General features: G+C 70.7%; 12 protein-coding genes and 2 pseudogenes. 8 read left to right on the top strand and 6 right to left on the bottom strand.

Annotated elements, in window-relative coordinates; genetic code table 11:
• Window positions 1-17 precede the first annotated feature (17 nt).
• A complete protein-coding gene (locus ACQEWB_RS48160) occupies window positions 18-611 on the top strand; it encodes a TetR/AcrR family transcriptional regulator (protein WP_432843033.1) in 594 nt (197 codons plus the stop codon).
• Window positions 612-636: 25 nt separating this feature from the next.
• Here ACQEWB_RS48160 and ACQEWB_RS48155 read toward each other — a convergent pair whose 3' ends face one another.
• Entirely contained in the window at window positions 637-1,542 is a 906-nt protein-coding gene (locus ACQEWB_RS48155) for an MBL fold metallo-hydrolase (protein ID WP_432843031.1), read from the bottom strand.
• 82 nt (window positions 1,543-1,624) lie between these two features.
• On the opposite strand from ACQEWB_RS48155, the gene ACQEWB_RS48150 reads away from it, so the two are divergent.
• Window positions 1,625-2,482, top strand: a complete 858-nt coding sequence (locus ACQEWB_RS48150; RefSeq protein ID WP_432843029.1) for a LysR family transcriptional regulator — start codon at window positions 1,625-1,627, stop codon at window positions 2,480-2,482.
• On the opposite strand, the gene ACQEWB_RS48145 is transcribed toward ACQEWB_RS48150, so the two are convergent.
• Window positions 2,470-3,468, bottom strand: coding sequence for a helix-turn-helix domain-containing protein (locus ACQEWB_RS48145; protein WP_432843027.1), 999 nt, complete (start codon window positions 3,466-3,468; stop codon window positions 2,470-2,472). The genes ACQEWB_RS48150 and ACQEWB_RS48145 overlap by 13 nt on opposite strands.
• Before the next feature lie 154 nt (window positions 3,469-3,622).
• On the opposite strand from ACQEWB_RS48145, the gene ACQEWB_RS48140 reads away from it, so the two are divergent.
• From ACQEWB_RS48140 to ACQEWB_RS48130, 3 genes are all read left to right on the top strand, one after another.
• Window positions 3,623-4,393, top strand: a complete 771-nt coding sequence (locus ACQEWB_RS48140; RefSeq protein ID WP_432843025.1) for an SDR family NAD(P)-dependent oxidoreductase — start codon at window positions 3,623-3,625, stop codon at window positions 4,391-4,393.
• A 58-nt stretch (window positions 4,394-4,451) separates the two neighbouring features.
• Window positions 4,452-4,919 carry a MarR family winged helix-turn-helix transcriptional regulator gene (locus ACQEWB_RS48135; protein WP_432843023.1) on the top strand — a complete coding sequence of 156 codons (468 nt, stop codon included), beginning with the start codon at window positions 4,452-4,454 and terminating at the stop codon, window positions 4,917-4,919.
• Between the two features lie 77 nt (window positions 4,920-4,996).
• On the top strand, window positions 4,997-6,667 hold the full coding sequence (locus ACQEWB_RS48130; protein ID WP_432844387.1) for an MFS transporter: 1,671 nt from the start codon (window positions 4,997-4,999) through the stop codon (window positions 6,665-6,667).
• Here ACQEWB_RS48130 and ACQEWB_RS48125 read toward each other — a convergent pair.
• Entirely contained in the window at window positions 6,628-7,173 is a 546-nt protein-coding gene (locus ACQEWB_RS48125) for an HAD domain-containing protein (RefSeq protein ID WP_432843021.1), read from the bottom strand. The genes ACQEWB_RS48130 and ACQEWB_RS48125 overlap by 40 nt on opposite strands.
• Window positions 7,174-7,312: 139 nt before the next feature.
• Between ACQEWB_RS48125 and ACQEWB_RS48120 the strand changes: the two genes are divergently transcribed.
• Window positions 7,313-8,068 (top strand): hypothetical protein, encoded by a 756-nt coding sequence (locus tag ACQEWB_RS48120; RefSeq protein WP_432843019.1) that lies wholly within the window; start codon window positions 7,313-7,315, stop codon window positions 8,066-8,068.
• Between the two features lie 7 nt (window positions 8,069-8,075).
• Here ACQEWB_RS48120 and ACQEWB_RS48115 read toward each other — a convergent pair whose 3' ends face one another.
• The 3 genes and pseudogenes from ACQEWB_RS48115 to tnpA form a co-directional block, all read right to left on the bottom strand.
• Window positions 8,076-8,465 (bottom strand): VOC family protein, encoded by a 390-nt coding sequence (locus ACQEWB_RS48115; RefSeq protein ID WP_432843017.1) that lies wholly within the window; start codon window positions 8,463-8,465, stop codon window positions 8,076-8,078.
• 211 nt (window positions 8,466-8,676) lie between these two features.
• Complete coding sequence (locus ACQEWB_RS48110) at window positions 8,677-9,885, bottom strand: RNA-guided endonuclease InsQ/TnpB family protein (protein WP_432843015.1); 1,209 nt, start codon at window positions 9,883-9,885, stop codon at window positions 8,677-8,679.
• A pseudogene (gene tnpA / locus ACQEWB_RS48105) lies at window positions 9,882-10,310 on the bottom strand (IS200/IS605 family transposase). The gene ACQEWB_RS48110 and the pseudogene tnpA overlap by 4 nt, the downstream one beginning before the upstream one ends.
• A gap of 149 nt (window positions 10,311-10,459) precedes the next feature.
• Between tnpA and pepN the strand changes: the two are divergent.
• On the top strand, window positions 10,460-12,892 hold the full coding sequence (pepN, locus tag ACQEWB_RS48100; protein WP_432843013.1) for an aminopeptidase N: 2,433 nt from the start codon (window positions 10,460-10,462) through the stop codon (window positions 12,890-12,892).
• A gap of 126 nt (window positions 12,893-13,018) precedes the next feature.
• Window positions 13,019-14,919, top strand: a pseudogene (gene nhaA, locus ACQEWB_RS48095) (Na+/H+ antiporter NhaA).
• Window positions 14,920-14,970 lie beyond the last annotated feature (51 nt).

Here is a 14,970-nt window from a genome sequence, read left to right as displayed (position 1 = left end):
CGAGGAGAATGAGCCGCATGACCGCACCTCGCCGTATGGGCACCGAGAACTCGAAGACCCGCCAGGTGCTGCTCGACGTCACCGAGCGGCTGATGCTGGAGGAGGGGTATGCGGCGGTCGGCATCCGCCGGGTGGCGCGGGAGGCAGAGGTGGCGCCGGCGCTGGTGCTGTACTACTTCCGGACGCTCGACGATCTGTTCCTGGCCGTGCTGCGGCGGCGCGGCGACGAGGAGTTGGAGCGGCAGATCCGCCTGCTGGACGGGCCGCGGCCACTGCGCGCGCTGTGGCAGCTCAACAGCCACCCGGGCAACGCGCTGACCACGGAGTTCACCGCGCTGGCCAACCACCGCAAGACGATCCGCGCCGAACTCGCCGACCGCGCCGAGCGCTACCGCGAGGCCCAACTGGAGGCGCTCACGCGCCGCCTCGCGGAGACGGGCACGGAGCTGCCGCCCGAGGTGTCCCCGGCGGTGCTGCTCATGCTGACGAACGCGCTCGGGCGGATCATCATGATGGAGAACACGATGGGCATGACCACCCGGCACGCGGAGGCGCTGGCATTCGTCGAGCAGGTGCTGGAGCGGTACGAGGGGACTGCCGCCGACGACTGAGGGCCGATCGGCGTCCGAGGCGGAGTCACCCTGCGTGCTCGGCGCACAGGCAGCCGATCCCCGGATCGAGCCACTCCCGTCCGGCCCACTCCGGATGCCGCTCGATCAGCAACGCCCGGACCTCGGCCACGACTTCGCGCTCGGCCATCGCCGAATCGCGCCGCCGCCACGTCTCGTCGCGCAGTTCACGCAGGTAGTCACGGACGTCGGCGAGGAGTTGCGGCCCGCCCGGCTCTCCGTGTCCCGGCACCACCGTCCGCGGTGCAGTGGTGGCCAGTCGGTCCATGACCGCCAGCCAGCGCACACCGGAGACGTCGGTGTCGTACGGCGGGAACCACGGGAAGATGGCGAACTGTCCGGTCTCCGCGAGGTCTCCGGTGAACAGCACGTCGGCGTCGGGTACTTCGACCACCTGGTCGCCCAGGGTGTGTCCGCGGCCGGTCGGGCGCAGCCGTACGGTGCGGCCGCCGAGGTCCAGGTCGTGGGTGCCGTCGTAGACGACGTCCGGGGTGGGGATCCGGGTGCCGTCGAGGCGGTGGGCGATCGCGCCGCCGAAGCCCCGGAACATCTGCAGGTAGCCCGGCCCCTTGGCCGTCAGGTCGTCCGCCTGTGCACGGTTGACCAGGTAGGTGGCCCGATCCGCGAACACGCCCGCGCCGAAGGCGTGTTCGGGGTGGAAGTGGGTCGTGGTCAGGTACAGGCGACGGCCCTTCGCCAGCTCGGAGGCGAAGGCGAGGACCTCTTCGGCGTTGGCGTCGCCGATGCCTGTATCGACGACCAGGACGGCCCGTGTGCCGCCGATGACGCCGATGTTGGGGACCAGTTGGACCCCCTGGTTGGGGATGACCAGCAGGTCGTGGGCGATCTCCTGGGCGCCGGTGACGCGTACGGCGGGGTCGGGCAGGGACTCGGGGCTGGGCGTGTCGGTCATGCTCCGATTGCATCGCCGGGGCCCGGCGGCCGTCCAAGACCGGCTGGGTCGGGCCGATACCGGGCGGGTATCGTCGCCGGTCATGGAGGTACGTACGCTGCGCTATTTCATGGCCGTCGCCGAGGAACTCCACTTCGGCCGGGCCGCCGCCCGGCTGCACATGACCCAGCCGCCGCTGAGCCGGGCGATCAGGCGGCTGGAGGCCGACCTCGGCGCCACCCTGCTGCACCGCTCCCCCGCCGGCGTCACGCTCACCCCGGCCGGGTCGGCGCTGCTGGACGAGGCCCGCAGCCTGCTGGACCAGGTCGAGCGGGCACGCGTGCGGGTGGCCGCGGCGGCCGGCGCCGCGACCCTCACAGTCGGCATCCTCGGCGACAGCACGGACCCCGGCGCGACGCGGCTGGCCGCCACCTACCGTCGGCTCCACCCGGGCGTCGAGGTCCGCGTCCGCGAGGCCGATCTGACCGACCCGACCTGCGGGCTGCGCGCCGGTCTCGTCGATGTCGCCCTGACGCGCGGCCCGTTCGACGAGACGGGTCTGACGGTGCACGAACTACGCGCCGACCCGGTGGGTGCGGTGTTGCGCGCCGACGATCCGCTGGTCCGGCGCGACCAGCTGAAGCTGGCCGATCTCGCCGGGCGGCGCTGGTTCCGGTTCCCGGTCGGCACGGACGCGCTGTGGCGGTCGTACTGGAACGGCGGCGAGCCGCGCGAGGGTCCCGTGGTGCGGGCCGTCCAGGAGTGTGTGCAGGCCGTGCTCTGGAACGGCACGGTCGGGATGACCCCGCTCGGGCACGACCTGCCCGGGCAGCTGGCGGTCGTCCCGGTGACCGACATGGCGCCGAGCCGGGTGGTGGTCGCGACGAGGGAGGGTGACACGAACACGAATCCGCTGATCCGGTCGTTCGTGCGGATCGCGAGGACCGCCTACCGCGGCTGAGCCCGCCGATGCGGTTGCGGGCCACCGGCCCTGCGGGCGAACTCGGCGGGTGTCTCGCCGTATTGGCTCTTGAAGGCCCGGATGAAGTGGCTGCTGTCGGCGAACTGCCCGTGGGCGGCGAGTTCCGAAATGCTCGGCGGGAGTGGTGAGTTGAGGAGTTCGAGGCGGGCGCGTTCCAGTCTGCTGCGGCGGATGTAGCCGGCGACCGTCTCCTCCGTGGCGGCGAACGCGCGGTGCAACGTCCGTACGGAGACGTTGAGTTCGCGGGCCAGCGTCGACGGGGAGAGGTCCGGTTCGGTCAGCCGGCTGTCGGCGAGGGTCTGCGCCGCCCGGGCCAGGGCTAGGCCCAGCCGTGGCTCGGTCGCGTCGGTCTGCTGCCGCAGTACGCCCTTGACCAGCTCGATCAGGGCGTTGCGGGCGGCCTGTGCGCCGACCGGGGTGAGGTCCGCCGCGGTCTCGTCGACCATGTCGACGTGGGCCAGGAGGAGGCGCGTCTCGGGTGAGGCCGCCGATCCGGCGATCAGGCGGTCCCCGATCAGCGGTCCGACGGCGGACGCGGGCAGGATCAGCACCGTCGCCGTCGTGTTCCGTGCGGTCTCGAAGGTCGGGGGGCCGCTGCGTTGCACCATGAAGTGCCCCGCCGGCACGGCGAGTTCGCCGTCGCGCCGTCGGGAGAAGCTCCAGGTGTGCCGGCGTACGACGTGCATCAGCACCTGGTCGTCGGGGTGCTCGGTCACGCCCGCGTTCGTGCCGATCAGCGACTCGCTGTGGACGTCCGCGAGCACCGAGTCGTGCGCCTTCACGGCACGGACGCTGATCCGGAAGTCGCCGGTGCTGCCGGGCGTGAAGGCGGGTGCGGGGTAGGCCTCGCCGACCTGCGTCTCCCATCCGCGCCGGAAGCGGTCGAAGCCCTGCGCCGGGGTGCCCGACGCGCTGACGTCCGCGGTGAACGTCCCCCTGGGCCTCGGCCCGTCCGTCACCGTCACCGCCGTGTCGCTCCCGTCCTGGCACGGATGTTCCATCCGTCTGGCACTGCGGTTCAAGCCTATGCGGTGCCGGTCTCCCTAGCGTGGGCGAGGCCGGACGCGGGCTGCGGACCCATCCGCTGCGGCGGCGCAGGGACAGGAGAGGACCGAGGTTGTGAGTGGTTTTGCCGAGCGAGTGGTCGTGGTCACCGGGGGCGGATCGGGGATCGGGGCCGCGGTCGCGCACCGGTTCGCGTCCGAGGGCTATGCCGTGGTGATCGTCGGGCGGACGCGGGACAAGCTGCGGAAGACCGCTGCGGCGGCCCCTACCGACGGGATCGTCCTCGCCCGCACCGCCGACCTCACCGTGCCGGAGGAGGTCGACGCGCTGATCGACTCCGTCGTCACCGACCTGGGCCGCCTCGACGTCCTCGTCAACAACGCGGGCGTGCCGGCCTTCGGCACCGTCGAGACCGTCACCCCGAAGGAGTGGCGCAATGCCATGGCCATCAATCTCGACGCCTACTTCCACACCAGCCATGCGGCGATACGGCATCTGCGGGCCACCCGCGGCTGCATCGTCAACGTCGGTTCGACCGGGGGTCTCGGCGGCGACCACGGCATGGTCGCCTACAACACCGCCAAGGGCGCGGTGGTCAACCTCACCCGTGCCATGGCGCTGGATCACGCGCCCGAGGTCCGGGTGAACGCGGTCCACCCCGGGTTCACCCTCAACACCGGGATCACCGCCGGAGCCACCTCCGACCTGCCGGTCGTGCGGGCCTTCGCGGACCGCATCCCCTTCGGCCGTGTTGCCGAACCCGAGGAGATCGCGGGGGTCGTCGCCTTCCTCGCCGGGCCCGACGCGCGCTATGTCACCGGCGCCCAGATCCCGGTCGACGGCGGGCTCGGCGCGGCCAACGGGCAGCCCCGCATCGAGATGTGAGCGCATTTACTAACACTTGATTGAACAGTCCAGACTGATAAATCTAGTGTTAGTACCCATGAGAGCGGATACAACGGCAGACGGTGGCGACACCCGCGACCTCGGCGACAGTGCCCGGCTCGCCTCCGAACTCCGGCTCGCGGTGGGCCGTATGACACGGCGGCTGCGTCAGGCCCATGCGGTGGGGGACGTATCCCTTTCGGGGGTGTCGGTGCTCGCGCGGCTCGCCCGCGACGGAGCCGACTCGCCGACCTCCCTCGCGGAGGCGGAGCGCGTACGTCCGCAGGCGATGGCCAGCACCCTCGCCCTGCTCGAACAGCGCGGACTCGTCCGCCGTACCCCTGACGCGGCGGACGGACGGCGGAGCATCGTCGCCGTCACCGAACAGGGGCGCGCCATGCTGGCCGAGCGGCGTTCCGAGTCGGTGCGGCGTCTCGCGGCCGTGCTCGACGAGTTCACCGCCGAGGAGCGCGCCACGCTCGCCTCCGCGCTGCCGCTCCTGGACCGGATGGCTGAGCGACTGTGAAGCGGCACCTCGAACCGGGTCCCGGCTACAAGTGGGTCGCGCTGTCGAACACCACGCTCGGCGTGCTGATAGCCACGATGGACGCCTCCATCGTGATCATCTCGCTGCCCGCCATCTTCCGCGGCATCGGCCTCGACCCGCTCGCGCCCGGCAACATCGGCTATCTGCTCTGGATGATCCTGGGCTATCTGCTGGTCTCGGCCGTCCTCGTGGTCGTACTCGGCAGGCTCGGCGACATGTTCGGCCGGGTGCGGATCTACAACCTGGGCTTCCTCATCTTCGCGTGCGCCTCCGTGGCACTCTCCCTGGACCCGTTCCACGCGGGGGCGGGCGCCATGTGGCTGATCCTGTGGCGCATCGTGCAGGCCTTCGGCGGCTCCATGCTCACCGCCAACTCGGCGGCCATCCTCACCGACGCCTTCCCGGCCCGGCAGCGCGGCATGGCGCTGGGCATCAACCAGATCACCGCGCTCGCCGGGCAGTTCCTCGGTCTCCTCGCGGGCGGCCTGCTCGCCGCGGTCGACTGGCGCGCCGTGTTCTGGGTGAGCGTTCCGATCAGCATCACCGGCACGGTCTGGTCGTACCTCAGCCTCCGGGAGACCGCGACGGGCCGCCCCGGCCGCGTCGACTGGCTCGGCAACATCACCTTCGCGACCGGCGCCGGCATCCTCCTGGCCGCCATCACCTACGGCATCCAGCCCTACGGCGGCAGCGCCACCGGCTGGGGAAACCCGTGGGTGCTCAGCGGCCTGACCGGGGGCGCCGTACTGCTGCTGCTCTTCTGCCACGTCGAGAAGCGGGTCGCCGAACCCATGTTCAACCTCGCCCTGTTCAAGGTCCGGGCGTTCGCCGCGGGCAATCTGGCGGCCCTGCTCACCGCGATCGCGCGGGGCGGACTCCAGTTCATGCTGATCATCTGGCTGCAGGGCATCTGGCTGCCCCTGCACGGCTACGACTTCGAGGACACCCCGCTGTGGGCGGGCATCTTCATGCTCCCGCTCACCCTCGGCTTCCTCCTGGCCGGTCCCCTCTCCGGCTACCTGTCCGACCGCTTCGGCGCCCGCCTGTTCTCCACGCTCGGCCTCGCCCTCGTCGCCTGCTCCTTCCTCGGACTGCTCGCCCTGCCGGTCGACTTCGACTACGGCCTCTTCGCCGCCCTGCTGCTGCTCAACGGGCTGGGCCAGGGCATGTTCTCGTCGCCGAACACCTCGTCCATCATGGGCAGCGTGCCGCCGGAGTACCGGGGCGTCGCCTCGGGCATGCGCTCCACCTTCCAGAACTCCGGTACGGCCCTGTCCGTCGGCGTGTTCTTCTCGCTGATGGTCTCCGGGCTGGCCTCCTCGCTGCCGGGGACGCTGAGCAGCGGACTCCAGGCGCACGGTGTACCGGCCGCCGCGGCCGAGCATGCCGCGTCACTGCCGCCGGTCAGCACCCTGTTCGCGGCGTTCCTGGGCAACAACCCCATCGAGCACCTGCTCACCTCCCAAGGAGCCCTCGACCACGTCTCCGCGACCCAGCGCGCCGCCCTGACCGGCCACACCTTCTTCCCGCAACTGGTCTCCGGCCCGTTCCACCACGGCCTGACCATCGTCTTCAGCGTGGCCGCGGGCATGGCCGTGGTCTCCGCCGTCGCCTCCGCACTGCGTGGCGGCCATCGAGCGGCCCACGACAACGCCGGTCCCCAGCGCCCCTCCGCGGCCACCGAAGATCACGACACGTCGGAGTCCTCGCACAACACGCCGTCGTAGTCCCCGACTTGGCGCAGCCAGCCGGCCACGACCGCGAGATCGGAGCCGGTGAGACCGGTCCCGGAATCCACGGCCAGGAGGAGCGCCTGCCCCGGATGGTGCGCCGCCACCCAGGCGCGGTCGACGTCGGCGATCGCATCGTCGACCCACACGAACGTGCGTCCCGCCGCGGCCCGGACGAGCGCCCGGGTCTTCCAGTTCAGCTCCCCCACCGCGTCCACCATCGGCGCCTCGGGCAGATCCGCGACCGGAAGCACGGGCAGTCCGAGCAGCGGACCGATCACCTCGTTGGCCTGGTGCATCCACGCGGTCGCCCACACCAGCGCACAGGGCAGCGCAAGCAACCGCGGACCGTGCCCGGGATCGATCTTCGCCAGCTGGGGATTCGACGCCAACTGCCAGTCGTCCCACCCTTCGAGGGTGGTGGGGAGCCGCGCCCCGGCATACGGCAGCAGCGTTCCGTCGACGTCCAGGAAGAGCAGCGGGAGTTCGGCCGGATCGGTCATGGCCGCACGCTATCGGCCCGCCCCGGGTCGAACCTCCGCAACCGCCCAACACCCCTTGATCGTCCCCGACTTCGGGAACCGCGACGGAAGGGGATCACATGGGGCCGGTCCGGTTCACGGACGAGCGCGCACGGAGGCCATGAGCATGCTGGCCTTCTTCGGCCTGCCTCTGATCAGTGTCATGGCGTGCGGCCTCGGAGTCGTTCCGTACCTGATGTGGCGGGCGCGCTGCCGTCCGACGAGGGCGGCCCGCTGGGCAGCGACCGGCGCGTTCCTGACCGTCGTCGGATACGCGGGAACCGTCCTGTACGGCCTGGCCTTCACCGCTCCCGCCGACGTGTGCGGACAGCAGACGCTCGACGACGACTTCCCCCTCGTCCATGTGACGGTGGACGCCTTCCCGCCCGACGTCGCCTGCTACTGGACCAATTCGGGGACCTACGGCCCGACCCACCCCACCGCCCTGGGAAGCTGGATCTTCTGGGCGGGCGCCGGAGTTCTGACCATCTCCCTCTCCTACCTCCTGATCACACGCGAGTCGCGGACCTCACGGTGGGTGCGAGCCGGTGTGATCGGGGCCCTGACGGTGGCCGCCGCGATCTGGGTGACCGGCATCGACCCCGCACTCGACCTCTCCCCCACCGACCTCAACGACCAGTGCCTGTACCGGAAGACGGTCCCCCCGGACACCAAGCTCACGAGAATCGAGATCCTCGACATCAGGAGGACCGCCTTTCCGCCGTCCATCACCTGCACCTACCCCGACGGCGAGGCCGACCTGGTCGCGGACCAGTGGACTGCCGTGCTGGTGTGCCTCACCGTGTCCGGTGCGCTGACGGCCGTCGCCCTCACCGAGGTGGTACGGGCGAGACGCCATACCGGACTTGCGGGGTGATGTTCCGTCAGCTCTTGCGCTGGCGCAGTGCGATCCGGTTGCCGTCCGGGTCCACCGCCTCGATGCGGATCCCGTACCCGTAGTCCTCCGGCTCGGGCTGGTCGAAGGTGACGCCCCGGCCGCGGAGCAGCTCGAAGTCCTTCCTCAGGTCCTCCGATTCCAGGAAGACCGGACCGGGCGCGAGACCCGACTCCGCCTCGGCCGGCAGCCCCGCCGACGGAGCGTGGGACCACAGGAGCAGTTCGACCGGACTACCGGGAACGCCCACCGTGAGAAAACGCTGCTCGAGGCCGGGGGCGTCCACGCGCTTCTCCAGGCCCAGTTGCTCGGTGTAGAACCTCAGCGCGCGGTCCTGGTCGGTGACGTAAACCGTGACGTACATGATGTTGCTCAGCATCGGGTGGTCCTTTCGGTTTCGGTCCGATGCCTCGCTGACGGATGCCGACGCGCGTTTGTGACGGCGGCCGCAAACGGGCCTGTGCGCGGCCCGGTTGAAATTCCCTGTGATCTCAGGCGACCCCCGTCGTACGCTGACGCCCGCTGGATCTGCCGAGGGAGGACACGTGACTCCGCCCACGCGCAAACGCGCGGGCTTCCTGTGTCGGTGGCTAGGCCACGTCGCAGAGGGCCAGCCCGGCCCTGTTGAGGACGTTCGTCGCGCCGACGTGGTCGGCGTTCGCCGTGAACCTGCAGGCCGTGCACTGGAACTTCGCTTGGGTGAGGCGGTTTTCCTTCGCGATGTGCCCGCATTCGGGGCACGTGCGGGAGGTGTTGCGCGCGTCCACCGGGATCGTAAGGCGACCAGCACTCTCAGCCTTGTTCGCCAGGATTCCGAGGAACTGCGCCCAACCCGCGTCGAGGACACTGCGGTTGAGCCCGGCCTTCGCGGCAGCGCCGTTCGGCAGGAATTTACCGGGGGCGTCCGGGTCGGCCTTGGGTGCAGGGCTCTTGGTCAAGTCCGCCGTGTTCAGTTGCTCGTGCGCGATCACGTCGTACTCTGCGACGAGCGCGCGCGCTGTCTTGTGGTGGAAATCGGTTCGCTGCCGCCGGATTTTGGCGTACAGCTTGGCTACCTTCCGGGCGGCGGCGCGATGGCGCTTGGTGCGCTGCCCGGTCCGCTTGGGGAATGTCGCGAGGTGCCGCTGCGCTTGTGCGAGTTCGTCGGCCATCGTCTGGTGGAAGCGCGGGTTGGCGATGTGTTCGCCGTCCGAGGTGGTCAGGAAGTGGGCGACGCCCATGTCCACACCGATGATGGCCCCAGTGGGCGGCAGTTGCTCGACGGGAACCTCGTCGCAGGAGAGGACGACGTACCAGCGGTGGCCTTCGCGTTTCACCGGGACCGTCTTGACGCGGCCCCGGACGGGGCGGTGCTGGTGCACGCGGACATGTCCAACGCCTTGGAGGCGTACGCGGGTTGCACGGTCGTGGGAGATGGCGTCCCAGCGGCAGCCGTCGCCGTCTTTCGGGAAGGTGACGGTGTCGAAGTGCCCGACGCCTTTGAAGCGCGGGTAGCCCGGCGTCTGCCCGGCCTTGAGACGGTGGAAAAACGCGGCGAACGCCTTGTCCAGGCGCCGCAAGGTGACTTGCTGGGAGGAGAACGACCAGCGGCCCTGACGGTCTGGGTCGAACCTGCGGATCTCTTTGAGCTGGGCGGATTGGTCGCCGTAACGGACGGTGGTCTTCGAGACGTGCCGGTATGCGTCCCGCCGTTCCTGCAACGCACCGTTATAGAGGGAGCAGTGGTCCCGCAGCATCTCACCCAGCGCGGCCGCCTGACGGGCTGTTGGGCGAAGGAGGAATTTGTACCCGCGGATCACGAGCCGTCCCCCTTCTTCCCGGGGCGTTCCCACTGGGTGTTGATGTACTTCTCGATCGTCGCCGCCGACACGGCACCGACCGATGCCGCGCGGTACGACGATGACCGCAAGGTGGGCATTCGCGGCTTCAAGTGGCAGAACTCCTCGCGCAGGACGCAGGAGGTGAAGCCCTTGAGCTGGTTGGCCACGTACAAGGCGGACGGGTTCGGGGCGCGCTTCACGAAGAGGTGGACGTGGTCGGGCGTCGCCTCAAGGGCAATGACCTCCCAGCCACGTTCGTCAGCCTTCTGCCGGATCAGTTCCTCCAGTCGTTACCCGCCTCCGCCTCCGAGGACCGGGCGGCGGTACTGCGGGCACCACACGATGTGGATTCCCAGGTCAGGCACGCCGCCAAAGAATCGGCGAACTGTCCTGGTCACGGCCACGCGACCAATTTACAAGCGCCGCAGTTCTCATGCGGCAGAAAGGCGGCACAGGTGAACAGTGCAGATCCATGCACCCGCTTCAAGCCCGAGCAGCCCAAAACAGCCAATCTCCTCCCCGCTGAAGCGGGGCGCTCCCTGGGTAGGTCCTGATGGGGATCCGCAGCCTGACCCGTACCGAAGCCGAGCGCAGGGCTTCGTTGTTGAGCGTCGAGCGGTACGACGTCGACATCGACCTCACCGCGCTGCCCGACGGCCCGGAGGTCCGGTGCGTGTCCACCGTGACGTTCAGCTGCCGCGAACCCGGCGCGGAGAGCTTCGTGGACTGTGCGGCGGAGGTACGCAGCGCCACGCTGAACGGCACCGCGCTCTCCCCCGCCGCCGACGGCCGTATCCCGCTCCCCGCCCTGGCCGGGCACAACGTGCTGCGGGTGGAGAGCGTCCAGGCCGACACGGCCACCGGGGAGGGCGTGCACAGGTCGGTCGATCCCGCGGACGGCGAGGTCTACGTGTGGATGTCCTTCGAGCCGGACGAGGCCCGGTACGTCTGGGCCTGCTTCGACCAGCCCGACCTCAAGGCGCCGCACGCCTTCACCGTCACGGCCCCGGCCGGGTGGACCGTCACGAGCAACTCCGGTGACGCACGCGTCGAGGACGTGGGTACGGCGCGCCGCTGGAGCTTCCCGGACACTCCGCCGCTGTCCACGTACAACACCGTCGTCAACGCGGGTCCCTTCCACGAGATCCGCCGCGAGTCCGACGGGCACGACCTGGGCCTGTACGCCCGCCGCTCGCTGGCCGAGGTCCTGGAACGCGACGCCGACGAGATGTTCACCCTCACCCGCCAGGGCCTCGCCTTCTACGCCGAGGTCTTCGCGATGCCGTTCCCGCAGCGGAAGTACGACCAGGTGTTCGTGCCCGAGTTCGGCGGCGCGATGGAGAACTACGGGTGTGTGACCTGGTCCGACGCTTTCCTGCGGCGGGCCGTGCCGACGCCCGCGGAGAGCGAGTTGCTGGCCAAGGTGCTGCTGCACGAGATGGCGCACATGTGGTTCGGCAACATCGTCACCATGCGCTGGTGGGACGACCTCTGGCTGAACGAGGCCTTCGCCGAGTTCGCCTGCCACTGGGCCGCCGAGCGCGCCACCCGCTTCACCGACGCCTGGGCCGGCCATCTCGCGGACGACAAGCTGAGGGCGTACCTGTCCGACCAGGGCCCGGCCTCGCACCCGATCCACCAGCCCATCCACGATGTCGCCCAGGCCGCGTCGATCTTCGACAGCATCACCTACCCCAAGGGCGCGTCCGTCCTCCAGCAGCTGATGACGTACGTCGGTGAGGAGCGCTTCCGGGCCGGTATGGCGGCCTACTTCGCGCGTCACGCCTGGGGGAACACCACGCTGCAGGATCTGATCGACGCGCTCTCCGAGGCGAGCGGGCGGGATCTGGCCGGCTGGCGCAAGGCCTGGCTGGAGACGGCGGGCACGGACCGCTTCTCACTGGAGCGTGACGGCGAGTCGGTCACGCTGGTGGCCGCCGACACCGCGCGCCCGCAGGTGCTGGCGGTGGGCGCGTACGCCAGGAACGGGGAGGCGTACGAACGTACCGGGCTGGTGCGGGTCGAGGTGACGGAGCCGCGCACCGCTGTCGCCGGTCTCCCGCCCGCCGTCGACGTGCTGCTGGTCAACGACGAGGACCTGACCTTCGCCACGACCCGCCCGGACCCTGTCACCCGGGACCTCCTCTTCGGTACGGCGGCGCAGCTGCCCACCGCCATCTCGCGGGGCGTCGCCGTCGGCACGGTGTGGGACATGCTGACGACCGGCGAGGCGACGGCGGTCGAGGCCGGACGGTGCATCACGGCCGTGCTGGCGGCGGAGACCTCGGACGCGGTGATCGAGCCGTATCTCGCGCTCGCGACGAACATCGCCGAACTGTGGGCGCCGCCCTCCGTACGCGCCGAGTTGACGCAGGCCGTGGCCGCGACGTGCCGGAGCCTCGCGGCGGACGCGGGACGCCGGCAGGTCGCGCTGCGCGGGCTGGCCCGCACCGCGACCGACGCGGACGACCTGGCCTGGGTGCGCGAACAGGCGGGCGACGACGTGGACTTGCAGTGGCACGTGCTGGTCCGCCGGGCGGAACTCGGCGGGGACGTGGCGTCCGAGGCCGAGCGGCTGCTCGGACGCGACCCGGACCCCGACGGCTGGGTGCGTGCGCTCACCGTGCGCGCCGCGCAGCCCGACGCGGAGGCGAAGGCGGAGGTCTGGCAGCGGCTGGCCGTCGACCGGAAGGTGCCGGTCAGTTCGGTCCGGGAGGTGGCGACGGTCTTCTGGCGGCCCGGGCAGGACGTCCTGCTGGCCCCCTACGCCCAGCGCTATCTGGACGCGATCCCCCAGCTGCACCAGGGCGGGATGATCCCGGCGATGGGCTTCACGAGGAATCTCTTCCCGCCGCACGCGATCGACGAGGCGTACATCGACACGGCTCGACGGGCGTCGGCGGAGGCTGCACCGGTGGTCCGCAAGACGCTGCTGGAACGCTCGGACGCGATCGGCCGGATGCTGCGGTCCCGTACGGAAGCCTGACGGGGCCGGGTCCCGGTTGCCCGGCGTCCCCGAAGTCCGCGGAGCCCCAGTGGACGTCGCTCACTACACTGGCGTACGCACGGCCGTCGACTGATGGGGACGCGGGTGCACGACGAGTCGCCGAGGATGGCAGAGTCCGCCGCCAACGGGGCCATGACGGGGCAGACGGACTGCGGCAGGCAGGCGCACAGTCCGTTGCGGGCGTTTCTGCGGACCGAGACGGGCAGCGCCGCGGTCCTGCTGGGTGCCGTGGTGGTCGCGCTCGTCTGGGCCAATGTGTCGCCCGGGACGTACGAGTCGTGGTGGCGGACGGTGATGTCGTTCCGCGTGGGCTCGGTGGGTGTGTCGCTGGAGCTGCGGGAGTGGGTCAACAGCGGGCTGATGGCGCTGTTCTTCTTCATCGTCGGGCTGGAGGCGCGGCGCGAGTTCGACATGGGTGAGCTGCGCGAGCGGCGTCGGCTCGCGCTCTCGGTGGTCGCCGGGGTCAGCGGGATGGTCGTTCCGGTGGCGATCTACCTGGGGATCAACGCGGGGCACGACTCGCTGCACGGCTGGGGCGCGGCCATGTCGACCGACACGGCCTTCGCGCTCGGCATGCTCGCCGTGTTCGGGGCGCGGCTGCCGGGCGGGCTGCGGGTCTTCCTGCTCACGGTGGCGGTCACCGACGACCTGCTGGCGCTGGCCGTCATCGCTTTCGCCTACAGCGGTGCGGTCTATCTGCCCGCGCTGCTCGCGGCGTTCGGCATCTTCGCCGTACTCCTGGTGCTGCGCGCGGCCGGGGTGCCGATCTCGGGTGTGCACGCGGTGATCGGCGTCGCGTTGTGGGGTGCGCTGCTGCGGTCGGGGTGGATCCCGTGGTGAGTGGGCTGGCCATGGGTCTGCTCACGTACGCGCATCCGGCGGAGCGGCATGCCCTGGAGCGGGTCAGCCGGCTGTTCCGGGGCTTCCGGGAGCAGCCGACGCCGGAACTCGAACGTGACCTGCGCCGCGGCCTGGCCTCCGCGCTCTCGCCCAACGAGCGGCTCCAGCGGATGATCCACCCGTGGACGAGCTATGTCATCGTGCCGCTGTTCGCGCTGGCCAACGCGGGGCTCACCATCGATGCCGACGGGCTGGCGGCGGCCTTCACCTCGCCGATCACGCTGGGCATCCTGTTCGGGTACGTCGTCGGCAAACCGGTGGGCATCGTGGGCTCCACCTGGGCGGCGATCCGCTTCAGCCGGGGCCGGCTGCGGCCGCCGATCGGCTGGGGTGCCGTCACGGCGGGTGGGAGCCTGGCCGGGGTCGGCTTCACGGTGTCGCTGCTGATCGCCACGCTCGCCTTCGAGGGGCCGCGGCTGGAGCAGGCGAAGATCGGGATTCTGGCGGCGGTGCTGGCCTCCTTCGCGATCACCTGGGTGGTGACGCTGATCATCGGCCGGCTGCCGGCGCAGGCACGCACCCGAGCGCTGCTCGGCGAGGGGCACACCATCGTCGACCTCAGCGAGCCCGTCGACGTCGAGCGTGACCATGTGCGCGGTCCGCTCGCCGCGCCGGTGACCCTGGTCGAGTACGGGGACTACGAATGCCCGTACTGCGGCCTGGCGGAGCCGGTCGTCCGTGAGCTGCTCGCCGACTTCGGTGACGACCTGCGCTACGTGTGGCGCCATCTGCCCCTGCCGGACGTGCATCCCAACGCCCAGCTCGCCGCCGAGGCCGCGGAGGTGGCGGCGTCGCAGGGCCGCTACTGGCAGATGCACGACGTCCTGATCAGCCACCAGGGAGACCTGCGGCTCAAGGACCTCCTGCGCTACGCCGAGCAGGTCGGCCTCGACCTCGACGGCTTCCGCCGGGATCTGCGGGCGCGCGCCGGGGCGCAGCGGGTGGCGGAGGACGTCGAGTCGGCGGACCTGAGCAGTGTTTCGGGCACACCGACGTTCTTCGTCAACGGCCGCCGGCACTTCGGCGCGTACGACGTGGCGTCGCTGTCGGCGGCCGTGCGGGCGGCGCGGGACCGGGCGGCGCTGGCGCAGGCGGATGCGCGGTGACGGCGGTCCCCTCGACTTGGTTTCACATGAGACGGTATCGAACGAATGAAG

This window comes from Streptomyces sp. CA-249302, assembly GCF_050936785.1.
Lineage (GTDB): Bacteria > Actinomycetota > Actinomycetes > Streptomycetales > Streptomycetaceae > Streptomyces.
Note: the sequence above shows the minus strand (reverse complement) of the source record. Positions and strands in the feature narration are given on the sequence as shown.

Excerpts from the sequence above, each read along its gene's own strand:
- ACQEWB_RS48160 (WP_432843033.1), top strand. The coding sequence starts at position 18 with ATGACCGCACCTCGCCGTATGGGCACCGAGAACTCGAAGACCCGCCAG.
- ACQEWB_RS48155 (WP_432843031.1), bottom strand. The coding sequence starts at position 1,542 with ATGACCGACACGCCCAGCCCCGAGTCCCTGCCCGACCCCGCCGTACGC.
- ACQEWB_RS48150 (WP_432843029.1), top strand. The coding sequence starts at position 1,625 with ATGGAGGTACGTACGCTGCGCTATTTCATGGCCGTCGCCGAGGAACTC.
- ACQEWB_RS48135 (WP_432843023.1), top strand. The coding sequence starts at position 4,452 with ATGAGAGCGGATACAACGGCAGACGGTGGCGACACCCGCGACCTCGGC.
- ACQEWB_RS48130 (WP_432844387.1), top strand. The coding sequence starts at position 4,997 with ATGGACGCCTCCATCGTGATCATCTCGCTGCCCGCCATCTTCCGCGGC.
- ACQEWB_RS48125 (WP_432843021.1), bottom strand. The coding sequence starts at position 7,173 with ATGACCGATCCGGCCGAACTCCCGCTGCTCTTCCTGGACGTCGACGGA.
- ACQEWB_RS48120 (WP_432843019.1), top strand. The coding sequence starts at position 7,313 with ATGAGCATGCTGGCCTTCTTCGGCCTGCCTCTGATCAGTGTCATGGCG.
- ACQEWB_RS48115 (WP_432843017.1), bottom strand. The coding sequence starts at position 8,465 with ATGCTGAGCAACATCATGTACGTCACGGTTTACGTCACCGACCAGGAC.
- pepN (WP_432843013.1), top strand. The coding sequence starts at position 10,460 with ATGGGGATCCGCAGCCTGACCCGTACCGAAGCCGAGCGCAGGGCTTCG.